Annotated in this window: 16 protein-coding genes and 2 pseudogenes; 12 read left to right on the top strand and 6 right to left on the bottom strand. The window is 71.4% G+C overall.

The window, feature by feature from the left end; translation table 11 throughout:
• Positions 1 to 5: 5 nt before the first annotated feature.
• Positions 6 to 572 (bottom strand): hypothetical protein, encoded by a 567-nt coding sequence (locus tag K7G61_RS29865; RefSeq protein WP_225850168.1) that lies wholly within the window; start codon positions 570 to 572, stop codon positions 6 to 8.
• Between the two features lie 226 nt (positions 573 to 798).
• On the opposite strand from K7G61_RS29865, the gene K7G61_RS29860 reads away from it, so the two are divergent.
• The 6 genes and pseudogenes from K7G61_RS29860 (at position 799) to K7G61_RS29835 (ending at position 5111) form a co-directional block, all read left to right on the top strand.
• Complete coding sequence (locus K7G61_RS29860; RefSeq protein ID WP_225850167.1) at positions 799 to 948, top strand: hypothetical protein; 150 nt, start codon at positions 799 to 801, stop codon at positions 946 to 948.
• Positions 949 to 1102: 154 nt separating this feature from the next.
• Positions 1103 to 2059 (top strand): serine hydrolase, encoded by a 957-nt coding sequence (locus K7G61_RS29855; protein WP_225850166.1) that lies wholly within the window; start codon positions 1103 to 1105, stop codon positions 2057 to 2059.
• A gap of 101 nt (positions 2060 to 2160) precedes the next feature.
• On the top strand, positions 2161 to 2817 hold the full coding sequence (locus K7G61_RS29850) for a maleylpyruvate isomerase N-terminal domain-containing protein (protein WP_225850165.1): 657 nt from the start codon (positions 2161 to 2163) through the stop codon (positions 2815 to 2817).
• Positions 2818 to 3346: 529 nt separating this feature from the next.
• The gene (locus K7G61_RS29845) at positions 3347 to 4540 is read left to right on the top strand and encodes a PP2C family protein-serine/threonine phosphatase (RefSeq protein ID WP_225850164.1); all 1194 of its coding nucleotides are present in this window, start codon (positions 3347 to 3349) and stop codon (positions 4538 to 4540) included.
• 55 nt (positions 4541 to 4595) lie between these two features.
• A pseudogene (locus K7G61_RS29840) lies at positions 4596 to 4781 on the top strand (transcriptional regulator); the annotation flags it as partial.
• Positions 4782 to 4877: 96 nt separating this feature from the next.
• Complete coding sequence (locus tag K7G61_RS29835) at positions 4878 to 5111, top strand: hypothetical protein (RefSeq protein WP_225850163.1); 234 nt, start codon at positions 4878 to 4880, stop codon at positions 5109 to 5111.
• 592 nt (positions 5112 to 5703) lie between these two features.
• Here the strand turns inward: K7G61_RS29835 and K7G61_RS29825 are convergent.
• Together K7G61_RS29825 and K7G61_RS29820 are read right to left on the bottom strand one after the other, a co-directional pair.
• Positions 5704 to 6096, bottom strand: coding sequence for a hypothetical protein (locus K7G61_RS29825; protein WP_225850162.1), 393 nt, complete (start codon positions 6094 to 6096; stop codon positions 5704 to 5706).
• A gap of 1 nt (position 6097) precedes the next feature.
• Positions 6098 to 6349, bottom strand: a complete 252-nt coding sequence (locus K7G61_RS29820) for a hypothetical protein (RefSeq protein ID WP_225850161.1) — start codon at positions 6347 to 6349, stop codon at positions 6098 to 6100.
• Between the two features lie 127 nt (positions 6350 to 6476).
• Here K7G61_RS29820 and K7G61_RS29815 point away from each other — a divergent pair, with 127 nt between their 5' ends.
• Entirely contained in the window at positions 6477 to 6863 is a 387-nt protein-coding gene (locus K7G61_RS29815; protein ID WP_225850160.1) for a cupin domain-containing protein, read from the top strand.
• Between the two features lie 54 nt (positions 6864 to 6917).
• Here K7G61_RS29815 and K7G61_RS29810 read toward each other — a convergent pair.
• Positions 6918 to 7292, bottom strand: a pseudogene (locus K7G61_RS29810) (toxin Doc).
• A 111-nt stretch (positions 7293 to 7403) separates the two neighbouring features.
• Complete coding sequence (locus K7G61_RS29805) at positions 7404 to 7580, bottom strand: hypothetical protein (protein WP_225850159.1); 177 nt, start codon at positions 7578 to 7580, stop codon at positions 7404 to 7406.
• A gap of 328 nt (positions 7581 to 7908) precedes the next feature.
• Between K7G61_RS29805 and heR the strand changes: the two genes are divergently transcribed.
• From heR to K7G61_RS29780, 5 genes are all read left to right on the top strand, one after another.
• Positions 7909 to 8217: a heliorhodopsin HeR gene (gene heR / locus K7G61_RS29800; protein ID WP_225850158.1), complete on the top strand. Its 309-nt coding sequence runs from the start codon at positions 7909 to 7911 to the stop codon at positions 8215 to 8217.
• Between the two features lie 536 nt (positions 8218 to 8753).
• Entirely contained in the window at positions 8754 to 9509 is a 756-nt protein-coding gene (locus K7G61_RS29795) for a (5-formylfuran-3-yl)methyl phosphate synthase (RefSeq protein WP_225850157.1), read from the top strand.
• Positions 9510 to 9517: 8 nt separating this feature from the next.
• Entirely contained in the window at positions 9518 to 10927 is a 1410-nt protein-coding gene (locus K7G61_RS29790; RefSeq protein ID WP_225850156.1) for an aldehyde dehydrogenase family protein, read from the top strand.
• Complete coding sequence (locus tag K7G61_RS29785) at positions 10924 to 12030, top strand: NAD(P)-dependent alcohol dehydrogenase (RefSeq protein WP_225850155.1); 1107 nt, start codon at positions 10924 to 10926, stop codon at positions 12028 to 12030. Before K7G61_RS29790 ends, K7G61_RS29785 begins: the two co-directional genes overlap by 4 nt.
• A 78-nt stretch (positions 12031 to 12108) precedes the next feature.
• Positions 12109 to 13014: an SAM-dependent methyltransferase gene (locus K7G61_RS29780; RefSeq protein WP_225850154.1), complete on the top strand. Its 906-nt coding sequence runs from the start codon at positions 12109 to 12111 to the stop codon at positions 13012 to 13014.
• A gap of 680 nt (positions 13015 to 13694) precedes the next feature.
• Here the strand turns inward: K7G61_RS29780 and atzF are convergent.
• On the bottom strand, positions 13695 to 15392 hold the full coding sequence (atzF, locus tag K7G61_RS29775) for an allophanate hydrolase (protein ID WP_225850153.1): 1698 nt from the start codon (positions 15390 to 15392) through the stop codon (positions 13695 to 13697).
• Positions 15393 to 15435 lie beyond the last annotated feature (43 nt).

Genomic DNA, 15435 nt, shown 5'->3' with positions numbered 1-15435 from the left:
CAGCATCACTGATCGCCCAAGGGCGCGCCAGAGCTCCGGACCGGCGCCGGGCCCCGGCCGCGGGTGAACCAGCCGACCGCGCCGGTGAGTGTGAACAGCAGGCAGGCCACGAGCATGCACCACAGGCCGAAGTCGGCGTGGACCGCGTACGTGAGGTCGCGCCGGCCCGGGTCGGGGCCGCCGATGGCGATGGCCGTGTGGTGGGTGGGTACGGCCGCGCGGCAGACGCCGACCACTGCGAGGGCGGCCAGGCCGATCAGGGCGCCGGGCCCCGCGCCCTCCCCGGGGTCCGGGTCGGGCGGTGCGGTGCGACCGCGCCGCCAGTCGTCCGTTGCCGGCACCCGCCACCAGCCCCGCAGCGCCCCGAACCAGCGCGCGCCCTCCATCAGCATGAAGACCGGGCCGAGCACGCCCAGCCATTCCAGCGAGAAGGCGCCGTAACTGCTGCCGCTGCTGTCCAGCGGGGCCGCGTCCGGCGGGACCGTACTGAACCAGTGCGTGAACAGGCCCAGGAACGCGGCCACCGCACCCGCGACGAAGCCCCACGCCCACCAGGGCGTACGGCGGCTCACCGCGCGCCCCGGCCGGCGCCGCCCGGCGAGGCCGTGCCCTCGCGCGTACCGCTGCCCTCGACGACGTGCCCCTGCTTCGGCGGCACGAGCCGCACGGTTCTCCCCATGCCGCACAAGCTACGGGCCCGGCGGCGGCCGTCGGCCCGCTGTCGCGCACTGGTACCGCAGTCGTTACGAATGGCGGACCGATCCCCGTACGACCGCGGAAAGGCCTCACCACAGGGCTTTGGGGAGAGGCTTCCTCACCCGCTACGACACGACACCCGAGAGCTACCTGCCGGACTCCAGCGCAAGCGCCCAGGGCCCGCGCAGCTCATGGCGCCAGTCGCCCGAGGCGATGTCGGCGATGATGCGGCGCCAGCCGCTGGTGCGGTGACCGCCAGTGGGGGCGTTGCCGTCGAGACCCGGGCCCGGCTCGGGTTCTCCGCCGTGCCCGGGTCGACGGACGACTCCCGTATGCGACGGATCACCCTCATTTCCGGCCCGTGCGGAACTCTGTCTTTGACAGCAATCTTCTGGAAGGCGGCCTCATGACGACCCTGCCCGACTTGCTCGAAGCCCACGTCGGTGCCGGTACGCTGCCGGGAGCGGTTGGCCTGGTGACCCGGGGTGACCAGGTCGAGGTGGCCGCCGTCGGCGCGCAGGACACCGGAGACGGCGCCCCGATGGCGAGGGACTCCATCTTCCGGGTCGCCTCGATCACCAAGTCCGTCACCGCCGCCGCACTGCTGATCCTCGTGGAGGAGGGCAGGATCGCATTGGACGACCCGGTCGGGATGTGGCTGCCGGAGGTGGGGAAGCCGGTGGTCGTACGCACGCCGGTGAGCCAGGTGGACGCCGTGGTGCCGGCCGACCGGCCCATCACCGTATTCGACGTGCCGGCCTCCCAGGCCGGGTACGGATTCGCTTCCGACTTCACACTGCCGGCGGTGCAGGAGTTGTTCACGGTGCAAAGGGACGGCCGGCTGCCGAGCAATCTTCCGCCGGCCGACGAGTGGATGGCGGCGCTCGGCCGCATCCCGCTGCTGTACCAACCGGGCGCTGCCTGGCTGTACGACACCTGCTCCGTCCTGCGGGGGGTACTGATTTCGCGGGTCACCGGACTGCCGCTGCCGCAGTTCCTGGCGGAGCGGATCTTCGGGCCGCTGGGCATGGTCGACACCGGGTTCGAGGTGCCGGCCGCCAAGCGGGGCCGGTTCACCAGCTTCTACAGGCCATGCGACGACGGCAGCCTGGAGCTCGCCGACGGCCCGGACGGCGAGTGGAGCAGCCTGCCCGCGCTACCGCTCGGCAATGGCGGGCCGGCCTCGACCGCCGACGACTGGCTGGCCTTCTGCCGGATGTTGCTGGCCGGCGGGGTGGCGGCCGACGGCCGACGGGTGCTGTCGGCCGGCTCCGTGGCGCATCGGCGAAGTGGTCCGCGGTCTGCCGCCACGGTTCCGCGCCCGCTCCTCCCGTGCCGCGCTAACGGGCTGCCCCGCGATTGATCGGGGCAACCGGCAAGACGTCGCGGAAGAGCGGTCAGGCACACGAGGTGACCGTCCGAATCCGCTTGTCCGCCCTTCCGAGTCCGCCCTACCGTGCCGTGGTGGATCTCTTCTCACTCTCTTGGACAGCACTGCGCACAGCGGTCGCCGAACTACCGGACGAGGACTTCGAGCGGCCGTCCGGCTGCACCGGCTGGCTTGTGCGGGACCTGGTCTGCCACCTGGCCATCGACGCCCAGGACGTCCTGATCACGCTGGTCACGCCCACCGAAACCGAACCGACCGCGGACGCGGTCACCTACTGGAACCTCCTGGACGAGCAACCGACCGGCGAGGACCCCCTCGATGCGCTGATCCCCCGGCTGGCCGCCGCATACGGCCGGCCGCGGTGGCTCAAGTTCCACCTCGACGACCTGGGTTCCGCCGCGAGCCGAGCCGCCGAACTCGCCGATCCCGCCCTGCGCGTCAGTACCCGGGACAAGGTGCTGACCGTCGGCGACTACCTAGCCGCGTACGTACTCGAATGGACCTTGCACCACCTCGACCTGATCGCACACCTGCCCTTGGCTGCCGAGCCGCCCGCCGAGACCCTCCTTTCGGCTCGCACGCTGCTGGAGAAGATCGCCGAGACCCCGTTTCCGGCCTGGTTCTCCGACAAGGACGCGTTGCTGATCGGCACCGGACGTCGCCCGCCGACCGACGTTGAAAAGGCTGCTCTGCACGATCTCTCCGCAAACCTCCCGCTCATCCTCGGCTAACGACGTTGTCGGCAGTTGAGGATCGGGAGCGTGGCCGTGACGTGGAGAGGACCGCGCGGTCTGGTTCTTCACGCGTGATCCAGAACAGTTGGGCCGGTGCGGCCTTGTCACTGGCTCGGACGGCCCGCCGACACGCTCCTGATGGACGCCTTGTCCGAGGACTTCCCCGGCCCCTGCCGTATCCCTGCGATGACCCGGCAGCGACCGCGCATCACCGATACCCCCCGCAGCCGGGCAGGTCGGAGCCTTTTCGGCACGGAGCGGGATGCGTTCGTAGCGGCCGCGGCGAGGCTGGTTGTCGTGTGAATGTCGGGTAGGGGAGGCTGGGAAGGGAGCGGGCTGTTTCCTTGTCGTTCCGGCGGGGACGGGTGTGCCCGCTGCGCTGGTGGTATCTCTTCGGGCCCGGGGGCCCGAGGTCTCCGGCGGCAGATGACGCCGAGGGGCAGGCGCGGTTCCTGCCGAGGGGACGCTCATGGAAAGGGACCACAGGTCTGGTGCCCACACCGGGTCGTCCGGGCCGTCCGGGGGCGTGTTCGAGGCCGTGCTCGCGTCGTTGTTGCGGGCCAGTCACCAAGCGACGTTCGAGCAGCTGCCCGGCTTGCTGGTGGACGCGGCGGTACGGTCGGGGTTCGGCGGGGCGCGGCTGTTCGTGGTGGATCTGCAGCAGGACGTGTTGCGGGAAGTCACCGGAGGTGGCTTGAACGCCGGCGAGGGCGGGCGGGAGCTGGGGATCGACGCAACGCTGGCGGGCCGGGCCTACCAGAGCGCGCAGCTGCTGCCCAGCGGCGACGGTATGCAGGTGTGGGTGCCGGTGATGGACGGTACCGAGCGCCTGGGTGTGCTGTGCCTGCAGCAGGCCCGGCAGGCCGGCGAGGGTGAGGCCCCAGTGGGCGAGGAGCGGGCGGCGGCCGGGTGGGCGCTGGCGTCGATGGCGGGGCTGCTGCTGGTGTCCAAACGCGCCAACAGCGACTCCTACGCCCGGTTGACCCGTACCCGGCCGATGCGGGTCTCAGCGGAGATGCAGTGGACGCTGATGCCCCCGATGACGTTCGCCAACGAGCAGGTCACGATCAGCGCGGCGATGGAGCCGGCCTACCGGGTCGCCGGCGACGGCTTCGACTACGCGGTGGCGGGGAACACCGCGCACCTGGCGATCTTCGACGCCATGGGCCACGACACCTCATCCGGCCTGACCGCGAGTTTGGCCATGGCCACCAACCGTAACCAGCGCCGCCAGGGAGCCGGCGTCGCCGACGCCAGCCATGCGATCGAGGCAGCGCTCACCGAGCAGTTCGGCCATGCCCGCTTTGCCAGCGGCATCCTGGCCGATCTCGATCTGACCACGGGCGGGTTGACATGGGTCAACCGCGGCCACCTGCTGCCGATCATCATCCGCGCAGAGCGCTGGGCGAGCACCGCGCGCTGCCCGCCGGCCGGCCCGATGGGCACCGGCCTGGACCTGCCGGTGATGGTGTGCCGCGACCAGTTGGAGCCCGGTGACCGTCTCCTGCTCTACACCGACGGCATCACCGAAGCCCGCGACCGTGACGGACAGCAGTTCGGCGTCGAACGCTTCACCGACTTCGTCATCCGCCACCACGCCGCCGGTCTGCCCGTCGCCGAGATGCTGCGCCGGCTCGTCCACGCCTTGCTGGACTATCACCAAGGACGGCTCGAAGACGACGCCACCGTCTTGTTCTGCCAGTGGAACGGCCCTGCCTAGGACGCCGCGGGGCCGGCCCCGCGGCGGCGGACGAAACGGCAGGTGTGCGGCACGGCTGGAGGCGTTCTACCTCCACGACGACGTCCAGGCCGTGGTGGAGACCCTGACTGCGGAGATCAACGTGACGCGGCCGCGCGAGGTGGCCGACCACGCGAAGGCGTTCGCCGGACTGGCGCAGGCGGCCGTGTACGGGGACGCCGCCCGCGCCCTGACCCGGGCGGCGATCGACGCCCTGGAGTGAACTTCCGCAATTGCCCGCAATCTCCTTGAGGCGCGGCCTGGGGCATCCCCAACGTCGAACCACGCCGACGACATCCCACACCGAAGGCGGAACCTCATGGCCACGCCCACGACCGCTCCCGCATCAGCCTGCGAGCCGGATCCTCACGGCCCGCAGGCACGGCGCTACGGCGTTCCTTCACCGGCCCTGCTGGCCCTCGCCGACCGGGGCCTGGCCCGCTTCTTCCTGAAGGCAGAAGTTGCCGACCCCGACCCCGAACCCGCTCGTGCCCCCGCAGTGGCCGGCGGCGGCTCTGCCGGGCACCGCGACGACCTGGAACAGCAGCGGTGACCGGCACCGCTGCCAACGACCCGTCGGGGCTGATCGAGGCCGGCCTGCCGTTCTGGCGTGGACGGCTCCGGACCTCGCGCCCCGGGACTACCAGCAGATCGCCCTGCAGTTGACCGGCCATGCCCGCACGGTGGCCATCCTGGGGAGAGCGAATGTCTCCTGGCCGCCCCGGTGGAGGCCACCGCGGGCTGTATGAAGGACCGGGCGCTGTACGAAAGACTCGGCCTCCTCACCACAGCACCGCCCGGCACGCGGCCATTTCCCACCCTTGCTCGATAACAGTCCAGCCTTTTCTCGATATGATTTCGGGATTTAGTGATGTCGTCGGCACCGGCCCGCACACCGCAAGCGGGACCCGCCGGAGCGCTGACTTCCCCTCCGTCTCCGCGCGCGCACCCAGCCCCCTTTTGTTGCGGGGGCTGGGTGCGCGCGCGGAGAACGTCGGGGAACATGGCGCGGAATTGCTGCGTCGGCCCTCCCGGGACGGTCGGGCCGGGCAAAAGTGCCGCGCTTCGAGAAGCGCTGGTCCGCCTTCGAAGGAGCGACCCGAATCGCCCCGGCAGGGCCGCTGTACGCCCGTGTCCTGCCCCGCTCAGCCGGTGATGGCCGCGATCAGGACGATGCACATGACCGCCGCCGCCGAGGCAAGGACGAACAGCACGATGGCCATCGGCCAGCCCGGCTCATGGCCCAGGAACTCGCAGTTCTTGGGGTTTTTGGGGTCGTAGAGGATCACCGGCTTGTCCGCTCTGACGAGTCCGCCCCGGCCGTCGCCTCGGTAGCACGTGAAGGCGCCTTGATCCGGAACATGGAATTCCGCCCATACGCCGGAAAACCGGGTCACCGGGGCGGTGCACCCTCTCGTCCGCAGAGCGATGATCCGCCTGCTCTGCCGGAAGCCGAAGGCCACGGCAACGCCGAAGACCAGTAAGCCCGCGACGCAAGCTTGGATCTTGCCAGGGCTTGCCGCGGCCGTAGTCAGCATGTCACGGCGATACCCGCCCCGGCGCGCCGTCAAGCGTGCCGGCCACCGCGGCGATGCGGCTGTGCAGGTACGCGTGATCGACTCCAGGTTCGTCAACGGGCCGCACCACAGAGCGGTAGCAAGTTCCGGGATCGCGTAGATCGTTCCTGCTCAGCGGGGGTTGCTGCGGCAGCAGCACAGGCACGAGACCGGTGATCATCAGAGTGTCCGCGCGCCGGCTGATCACATCGAGGGTCGGTGCCTGCCGCTCCATCTTCCCTGGTCCCTGTCGTCCTGGCGAAACTGGGCCCCCTTCGTCAGCACGAAAGGCAGCGGGTCCGTGGGAGCCGGCGGATTGCGGGGGTGGGGGTTCCGGTCGCATCGCTGCCCCCGCGGCGGCGATGTGGTTGCGGGGTTCGCCCATCATTGCAGCCTCCCAGGCACCTCGGTTCGGTCTGCCCGGGCTCACCGTCCGCGGTCTCGCCTCGCCGAACCGCGGAGCGACGGAAATCAGTGTCCGGCGGCTCACACTGGAGCCGGGCACGCCCGGCGTGCCCCACTCCCTGACCCGTGAAGAGGTGTTCGTCGCCACCTCGGGCCGCGCCACCGCGACCGTGAACGGCGAGAGGCATCCCCTGACCAAGGGGGACGCTCTCCTCGTTCCCGCCGGAACAATGTTCTCCCTGGCCAACGACGCCGAAGAGCCCTTCGAGGCCGTTGTGGCCTTCCCCGTCAGAGGCCAGGCCGTGACGGACGAAGGCACCTTCACCCCGCCGTGGGCGCAGTAGCACCCATCACGGACGGCAAGGAGACCACCTGAGAGCCGTCGAAGCGGCGGAACCTCAAAGGCGCCAGGAACGGATCCGGTCGGCGGCGCCGAACACGTTGTCCTTGCCGCCGATCACTTCCTTGCACAGTTCGACGAGCTCGCCGTAGGGGCGTCCAGGCCCTCACCGCTGCGTGCATGTAAGCGATGGTGACGGCGCACGCGAAGCGGACGTTCAGGGAAGGCAGCGGCCGCAGCAGGGTGTGCAGCAGCGCGGCCGCGCGCCAGGAAGGGTCCGGGTCGACGCCGAGGGGGGCGGGTCGACACGATGCCGTGCCACGGCCGCCACGAGCGCCGAGAAGTCGCTGATGTGCGGCTGGTCGGGGAGAGCTGCTTCGTGCTGCTGCCTTGCGCCAGCGCAGTACCGACCGGACGCCGACCCGCAGGTCATGCGCGACGACCGTGCTCTCCTCGCCCTGGGCGAACCGCTCGGCCGCCTCCAACCTCAACATCTCGCGGATGACCCGCCGCTCGTCGGTCAGCCTGCCACCTTGCGCATACCTCATGAAGTCGGCATACCGCAGGGATCAAGAACCGTCAGCCCCTCCCGACACCACCCTTTGAAGATCGGTAACGGAAGTTCCACCAGTTCGGCGCCGCCGATGCGCATCCGCCCTCCGGCTTCCGGGCCGCCCATCGTCGCAGCGACGTCGATGCCGTCCATGCTCGCTTCGTCCACCGGCGCAGCCATGGTGAACGCCAGACGCAGTCGCCCGTCGATGGCGGTGCCGACGGTTTCGGCTGGTCTACCTCCTTGACTGTCGGCGACCGCGGCGGTCGTTGGATGAGGCAGCTCAGGGCCGTCGAGGCTTGAGCGGCGTGAGTTGGGGAGATCGGCCGTCGGGCCCGAGGCGGGCTGTCGGTGAGGCACGGCCGGCCCGGGGGAGATCGGTGGGGAAGGGTGCCGGCGGCTGTCCCGGAGATGAGCGGGTACGGCAAATTCCCGGGCGCCACTTGGGCGACTTTCCTGCGGGGCGGCGGCGTGACTGCCTCGATTCCCAGAACTGATGAACCCGCCGGGACGGACAAGGACTACTATGCTCCCCTTCTGGTTCGGGACGCTGGTAGGCCTCACGCCGTGGATCTCGATCGCGTACAACATCGTCGCTGCCCAGACCGTCCCAGGCTTCGTGTACGGGATCGTTCTCGTCCAGGCCGTCCTCTTCTTCAGCTTCGGTCTCAACCAATGGCTCCAGTACCACGAAGTCGGCCGGTGGTCCGACTACGCATACGGCGAAAAGGCATACCTGGTCCTCAGCCTCGTGGCGAAGTCACTCCTGGCGTGGCAGGTCTTCGCCGGCTCGCTGGCTAACTGAACTCCCTTCAACCTCCGCTTTGGCGGCGCAGTTGACGCATCGGCAGTCGGTGCACACGCGACCCGATCCGACAAGTCGTGGGACGCGATCAGCACCTGACCCGGCACAATGCCCTCCTTTTCGGCATTGGCGACTCGTCCCCGTCCCTACGGCGGGTGTAGCGGTCCGGGAGGTGCCCCAGCGGCTACGCGGTGGAGATCGAGCCGATGCGCGGCGTGGCGCTCGTCGCCACCGGCCGCGGCGAGTTTGTCCCTGTTGCCTCGCGTGTGCCGGGTGTCGGACGTAGATCCAAACCTCCAGACGCCGAAATCGGTAATGCACTGAATTGTTCCCTTACTGGATGAATAATTGCTTGTATCAGAGTTTGACTTGATATGCACGGCGCACTGTACGTGGGGCACGAGCACCTCTTGAATACTCTGTGCGCCCTGTCGGTTCCCGAGGGTGACAGAAATGATGGATGCACCGCACATGAGCCAGGTGATCCGCGGTCCCCTGTCCCTCGGCCGGGTGGGCTTGCGGAGAAGGAGGTCAGGGTGTTGCTTCTCATCTCGCCGGACGGTGTCGAGGAGGCTCTCGATTGTGCGAAGGCGGCGGAGCATCTCGACATCGTCGACGTCAAGAAGCCTGATGAGGGCTCTCTCGGCGCGAACTTTCCCTGGGTCATCAGGGAGATCCGCGACGCGGTCCCGGCGGACAAGCCGGTGTCCGCGACCGTGGGGGACGTCCCGTACAAGCCCGGCACGGTGGCCCAGGCCGCGCTCGGCGCGGTCGTGTCGGGGGCCACGTACATCAAGGTCGGCCTTTATGGATGCACGACGCCCGATCAGGGCATCGAGGTCATGCGCGCGGTCGTCCGGGCGGTGAAGGACCACCGCCCGGACGCGCTCGTCGTTGCCTCCGGCTATGCCGACGCGCACCGGATCGGCTGCGTCAATCCGCTCGCCGTGCCCGACATCGCCGCCCGCTCCGGCGCCGACGCGGCCATGCTCGACACCGCCGTCAAGGACGGGACGCGGTTGTTCGACCACGTTTCGCCCGACGCCTGTGCCGAGTTCGTCCGGCTGGCCCACGCCTCCGGTCTGCTCGCGGCCCTGGCGGGCAGCGTCACGCAAGCCGACCTCGGGCCGCTGACCCGCATCGGTACGGACATCGTGGGCGTGCGGGGAGCGGTCTGTGAGGGCGGTGACCGCAATACCGGAAGGATCCAGCCGCATCTGGTGGCCGCCTTCCGGGCGGAGATGGACCGGCACGCCCGGGAGCAGACCGTCGGCGTCCCCTCCGCGCACTGACCACCGACATGCCGACCTCTGAGGCCGATCGTGTCCCCGGATACCGGGCCGTACCTTTCGCCGTCATCGACCCGGCCACCGGGGAAGCTTTCGACGAGGCGCCCGATCAGCAGCCGGACGAGTTGGACGCCGTGGTAGACCGGGCCCACCGGGCCTGGCACGGTTGGCGGACCGACCCCGTCGCACGCACCACCGCGTTGCGCGCGGCGGCCGACGCAGTGGAGGCGGCCGGTGATGACCTTGCCCGGTTGCTCACCCGGGAACAGGGCAAGCCCCTGACCGAGTCGTACGCCGAGGTCGCCCGTACGGCGGCCCGCCTGCGCTACTTCGCGGACCTGGCTCCCAGAACCCGCCGGATCGCCGACGGCCGGCCCGTGGACAGCGAGATCCGCTGGCGACCCCTCGGGCCCGTCGCCGCCATCGTGCCGTGGAACTTCCCCCTCCAACTCGCGGCGGCGAAATTCGCGCCCGCGCTCGCGGCGGGCAACACCATGGTCCTCAAGCCGTCCCCGTACACCCCCCTCGCCACGCGACTGCTCGGTTCCGTCCTTGCCACCGTCCTGCCCGAAAACGTCCTGACCGTCGTCACCGGCCGCGAGCCCCTCGGCGCCCGCCTCGCCTCCCACCCGGGCATCCGCCACGTCACCTTCACCGGTTCGGCGCCGACCGGGCGGGCTGTTGCCGCGGCGGCCGCGGCCTCGCTGGCCCGGGTGACCCTGGAACTGGGTGGCAACGACGCCGCCGTACTGCTGGACGACGTGGAGGTGGACGGGATCGCCGACCGCCTGTTCTGGGCGGCGTTCCGCAACTGCGGACAGGTCTGCATGGCGGTCAAACGCGTCTACGCCCCGGCCGGGCTCCACGCCGAGGTCGTGGAAGCCCTCGCCCAGCGTGCGAAGGCCGTCGCCGTCGGGGCGGGCCTCGACCCGCACACCCGGCTGGGCCCGGTCAACAACGCCCCGCAGCTGGCACGGGTCGAGCAGGTCACGAAGCAGGCCCTGGCGGCCGGCGCCCGGGCAGCGTCCGGCGGCCGGCGGCTGGACGGTCCGGGCTACTTCTTCGCCCCCACGATCCTCACCGATGTCCCGCCCGACAGCCCGGTGGTGACCGAGGAGCAGTTCGGACCGGTCCTGCCCGTGCTGCCGTACCGGAGCCTCGACGAGGCCGTCGACGCGGCCAACGGCACCGGATTCGGACTGGGCGGCTCCGTATGGGGCACCGACCTCGACCGGGCCGAGGCGGTGGCCGACCGGCTCGAATGCGGCACGGCCTGGATCAACCACCACGCCGAACTGTCCCTCGCCCAGCCCTTCGCCGGCGTCAAGAACAGCGGTGTCGGCGTCGCGGGCGGACCGTGGGGGCTGTACGGCAACCTCCGGCCGTTCGTCGTCCACCGCCCGCAGGAGGAACGACGATGAGGTTCCGGGCAGCCGTACTGCGCTCGTACGAGGAGCCGTTCACCGTCGAGGAGGTGGTCCTGCGGACAGAGCCCGCCGTCGGCGAGATCCTGGTCGAGATCGCGGGCACCGGAATGTGCCGGACCGATCTCGCGGTCAGGCGATCCGCCGGCCGCAGCCCCCTGCCGGCCGTCCTCGGCCATGAGGGCGCCGGGGTCGTGGTGCGGACGGGCGGCGGCCCGGACACCGCTGTCGGCGTCGGTGACCACGTCGTGCTGAGCTTCGACTCCTGCGGGCACTGCCGCAACTGCCGCGGCGCGGCCCCCGCCTACTGCGACTCCTTCGCCTCCCTCAACCTCTTCGGAGGGCGTAAGGAGGAACCGGCGCGCCTGACCGACGCGGCCGGCGGAGCGCTGGCACCCCGGTGGTTCGGGCAGTCCTCGTTCGCCGAGTACGCCCTCGTCCCTGCCCGCAACGCCGTGCGGGTCGACCCGTCCCTACCGCTCGAACTGCTCGGGCCCCTCGGCTGCGGTGCCCTCACCGGAGCCGGAGCCGTGCTGAACACCTTCGGCGCGGCCCCCGGTGACACCCTGGTGGTCCTCGGGGCGGGAGCGGTGGGCCTGACCGCGGTGATGGCGGCCACCGCCGCGGGCGTCGTCACCGTGGCCGTCGACCGGCATCCCGAACGGCTCGCCACGGCCGAGCGGTTCGGCGCGACCCCCCTGCCCGCCTCCCCACCCGACCTGCCCGGACGTATCCGGCGACTGACCGGCGGCGGCGCCCAGTACGCGCTGGACACCACGGCCTCGCCCCAGCTCATCAACAAGGCGCTCCAAGCCCTGCGCCCCACCGGCAGCCTCGGCCTGGTGGCACGACTCCACACCCCGCTGCCGCTCGAACCGGGCACGCTCGACCGGGGCCGCAGCATCCGCCACATCTGCGAAGGGGACGCCGTACCCGCAGTGCTGATACCCCGGCTGATCCAGCTGTGGCAGGCCGGACGCTTCCCCTTCGACCAGCTGATCCGCACCTACCCGCTGGCCGCCGTCAACGAGGCCGAACGCGACTGCGACGCGGGCCGCGTGGTCAAACCCGTCCTGCTGCCGAGGAGAACCGGCCGATGAGCGGCGCACGCGGCATCGAGGACTCCCCCCATCCGACGCGCGAGCATCAGGCATCCCCCTTACCCCGACGGAGGAAGCATGGCAGGCACGAGGCCCCAGCACACAGATGCGGAAGGCGTGGACGCAGGTGTGGGACTGACCGCCCTCCTGGTCGCCGCGGCCCGGGCTGTCGAGACCCACCGCCACGACAGCCTGGCCCAGGACGTCTACGCGGAACACTTCGTGCGCGCGTCCCCTGCCTGCGCGCGCTGGCCGGTGCGCATCGAGCACGTTCCGGACGGGGACGACAACCCGCTGTGGGGGCGGTTCGCCCGCTACTTCGGCCTGCGGACGAGGGTGCTCGACGACTTCCTCCTCCGGTCGGTCGACGACGGCGCCCGCCAAGTCGTCCTGCTGGGAGCGGGGCTGGACACCCGCGCCTACCGGCTCGATCTGCCGTCCGACTGCGTTGTCTTCGAGATCGACAGGGCGGGCGTGCTGGCCTTCAAGCAACGGGTGCTCACGGGCCTGCCGGCCGACCCGAAGGTCAAGCGCGTCCCCGTACCGGCCGACCTGCGCGGCGACTGGGCCGGCGCGCTGACCGCCACCGGCTTCGACCCGGCCGCCCCGAGCGTCTGGCTGGCCGAGGGACTCCTCTTCTACCTGCCGGGCCCCGCGGAGACGCACCTCATCGACACGATCGACAGGCTCACCACCCCAGGCAGCGCTCTGGCCTTCGAGGCCAAGCTGGAAAAGGACCTGCAGGCGTACCGCGACAGCCCGACCTACACGGCGACACGCGAGCAGATCGGCATCGACCTGCTCCACCTCTTCGACAAGGGGCCACGACCCGACTCCGCGGGCGACCTGACGGCCAAGGGCTGGGCCACCACGATGCACACCCCCTTCGAATTCACCCGCCGGCACGGGCGCGGCCCCCTCCCCGAACCCAACGACGCGCTGGAGGGAAACCGGTGGGTGTTCGCACGCAAGCCCTCGCCATGACGCCCGCGACGCTCACGACGACGTCCGGACGGGGGGGCTGCGACGGAGGGCGGCGGGGTGGCAGCCGGTGAGCCTTGATGACCAGTCGGCCGCGTTTTGACGCCGACCTGGTGACGGTCCGGTCACCGGTGTGCCCGGCTGCCGGTGAGGACTTCCCCTGAGGACTTCCCCGCCTCGTGGCGAGTTGCGGATCGCCGGTTCTTCGAGCCCGGCGTCGCTCGGCGGCGGCCTCCACGGCCGGCCACCGCCTCATCCAGCGCGGCTGAGCTTGGGGCGCTGCCGGGGCGGGGCCCCGCACACACCGACGAGAGCAGCGGGCGAAGTACCACCGGTCGGGCGGAAGACGCCAATCCGGAAGGCAGTGCCCGGGGCCGTACGTCCTTGGCGGAACCTATGTGAGAGGAGCGCCATGAAGCGAAAGAAACCCGCTACGCGGGTGGAGCGGCAGCAGTCCCCGCAGCAGAGGCAGCGAGTGGCGCTGCAGCGGACGTTGACGAGTCTGTACCTCACCCACCAGACGGAGTTACCCCTCCGGGCCGAGGTCCGGTTGGCTCCTCGGCTCGAAGTGAACTCCGACAACATCGTGACGCGGCCGGACATCAGCCGGCTTCAGCGCACCCCGTCGCCGTTCCGTGGCCGACGGCCGTGTGCGCTCCTTGGCGGAGCGGGCACGCCAGTTCCTACCTTCGCGGCCGCCCCTCCTCCGGCACCGGCGGGGCCGCGCCCCCGGCGGCCAGATAGGCGCGCCAGCCGCCGAAACCGGTGATGTCGCGGGTTCCTTCAAGGGCCTCGGGTTCGCACAGGAAGCCCGTGGCGGTGGTGCCGTCGGCCAGTTCGACGCGGCCCAGGGTCATCGGGCGGGGCAGGGCGGCGGTGAGGATGCCCAGTGCCCGGTCCGGCAGCTCCCACACCTCCGCCTCCACCGCCGCGCCGCCCTCGCGTACCCGGACCAGGCCGGGCTTGGGCGGCACGGTGTCCAGGACGTGCAGGCGGTACGCGGGGGCGGTGCGGGTGGTGACCTGCAGCCGGGCGCCGAGCGACAGCAGTTCGCAGTTGAGCGGCTGCCCGCTGAGGTGCGCCCCCACCACGGCCAGCCGCCGCGGCCCTTCGAGCAGGGCGGCGATCTCCGTGAGTCGCTCGTCGGTGCGGGCAGGGCCGAGCAGCATCACGCCGAAGCCGGCCGGGCCGCCGGCGCCCGGGACCGCCACGGCGCACATGTCCAGTAGGTTGGTGGAATTGGTGAACCGGCCCAGCCGGGAGTTGGCGCCGACGGGGTCGGCGGCGACCTCGGCCGGCGTCGGGTGACCGGGCGTGGTCGGCAGGAGCAGGGCGTCGCAGTCCCCGAGCTCGGCCTCTGTACGGGCGCGCAGCCGTGCGAGCCGCTCCCGGTCGGCGAACAGGCGGTACGCGGGCACGTCCCGGCCCGCCGTGATGATCGCCGCGACCGTCGGATCGAGGTCGGGCGCCCCGCTGTGGCCGTCGACGAAGGCACCGACCGCCGTGTAGCGCTCGGCCACGAACGCCCCCTCGTACAGCAGCGCCGCGGCCTCGACGAAGGGGCCCAGGTCGATGGTGCGCAGCGCCACACCGTGTCCGGCCAGCCGGTCCGCCGCCGCCCGGTACGCCCGCGCCCATCCCGGGTCGAGGTCGCCGAGCCGGTCGGGCACCGCCACGGCCACGCGCCACGGGCCGGGTGGGCGCGGGGGCGGCACGGGCGCGGCCAGCAGCGCGAACGCCTGCCGCGCCTCGGGCAGCGTACGTGCGAACAGGCTCACGCAGTCCAGGCTCGCGCAGGCCGGCACCACCCCGCGGGTCGGCAGCAGGCCCCGGGTCGGCTTGAGCCCGACGATCCCGTTGAACGCGGCGGGCACGCGGCCCGAACCGGCCGTGTCGGTGCCCAGCGCCAGGTCCACCCAGCCCCGGGCGACCGCCACCGCGGAGCCGGAACTCGAGCCGCCGCTGACCCGCCGCCCGTCCAGCATGCTGCGCGGGGCCCCGTAGGGGCTGCGGGTGCCCACCAGCCCGGTCGCGAACTGGTCCATGTTCGTCACGCCCAGCACGATCGCGCCCGCGGCACGCAGCGCGGCCACCACCGGGGCGTCGGCTTCCGGCTGGTAGGCGTACGAGGGGCAGCCCGCCGTCGTGGGCAGGCCGGCGACGTCGATGTTGCCCTTGACCGCGAGGAGCCTGCCCGCCAGCGGCAGGGGTTCGCCCGCGGCGGCCCGCTCGTCGATCCGCCGGGCCTCGGCCGCCACGTCCTCGCGCGGCCGCAGGGCGATCCACACCGTGCGGACGGCCTCCCCTCCGGGGCTGTCGGTGCCCGCCTCCCGGGCCAGCCGGTCGTAGGCCGCGGCCACCCGGGCCTGTGCGCTTGCCATGGGGTGCGGGTCTCCCGTCCCGTCCTCGGCCGCCCGGGCGGCT

It is taken from the genome of Streptomyces sp. HPF1205, from assembly GCF_020400825.1.
Taxonomy (GTDB): Bacteria; Actinomycetota; Actinomycetes; order Streptomycetales; family Streptomycetaceae; genus Actinacidiphila.
The sequence above is the reverse complement of the archived record's forward strand: the minus strand, read 5'-3'. Positions and strand labels throughout refer to the sequence as shown.

Bases quoted from the DNA above. Each gene is read 5' to 3' on its own strand.
- K7G61_RS29820 (WP_225850161.1), bottom strand. From the start codon at position 6,349: ATGGAGCGGCAGGCACCGACCCTCGATGTGATCAGCCGGCGCGCGGAC.
- K7G61_RS29815 (WP_225850160.1), top strand. From the start codon at position 6,477: ATGTGGTTGCGGGGTTCGCCCATCATTGCAGCCTCCCAGGCACCTCGG.
- atzF (WP_225850153.1), bottom strand. From the start codon at position 15,392: ATGGCAAGCGCACAGGCCCGGGTGGCCGCGGCCTACGACCGGCTGGCC.
- K7G61_RS29825 (WP_225850162.1), bottom strand. From the start codon at position 6,096: ATGCTGACTACGGCCGCGGCAAGCCCTGGCAAGATCCAAGCTTGCGTC.
- K7G61_RS29835 (WP_225850163.1), top strand. From the start codon at position 4,878: ATGGCCACGCCCACGACCGCTCCCGCATCAGCCTGCGAGCCGGATCCT.
- K7G61_RS29780 (WP_225850154.1), top strand. From the start codon at position 12,109: ATGGCAGGCACGAGGCCCCAGCACACAGATGCGGAAGGCGTGGACGCA.
- heR (WP_225850158.1), top strand. From the start codon at position 7,909: ATGAACCCGCCGGGACGGACAAGGACTACTATGCTCCCCTTCTGGTTC.
- K7G61_RS29790 (WP_225850156.1), top strand. From the start codon at position 9,518: ATGCCGACCTCTGAGGCCGATCGTGTCCCCGGATACCGGGCCGTACCT.
- K7G61_RS29785 (WP_225850155.1), top strand. From the start codon at position 10,924: ATGAGGTTCCGGGCAGCCGTACTGCGCTCGTACGAGGAGCCGTTCACC.
- K7G61_RS29855 (WP_225850166.1), top strand. From the start codon at position 1,103: ATGACGACCCTGCCCGACTTGCTCGAAGCCCACGTCGGTGCCGGTACG.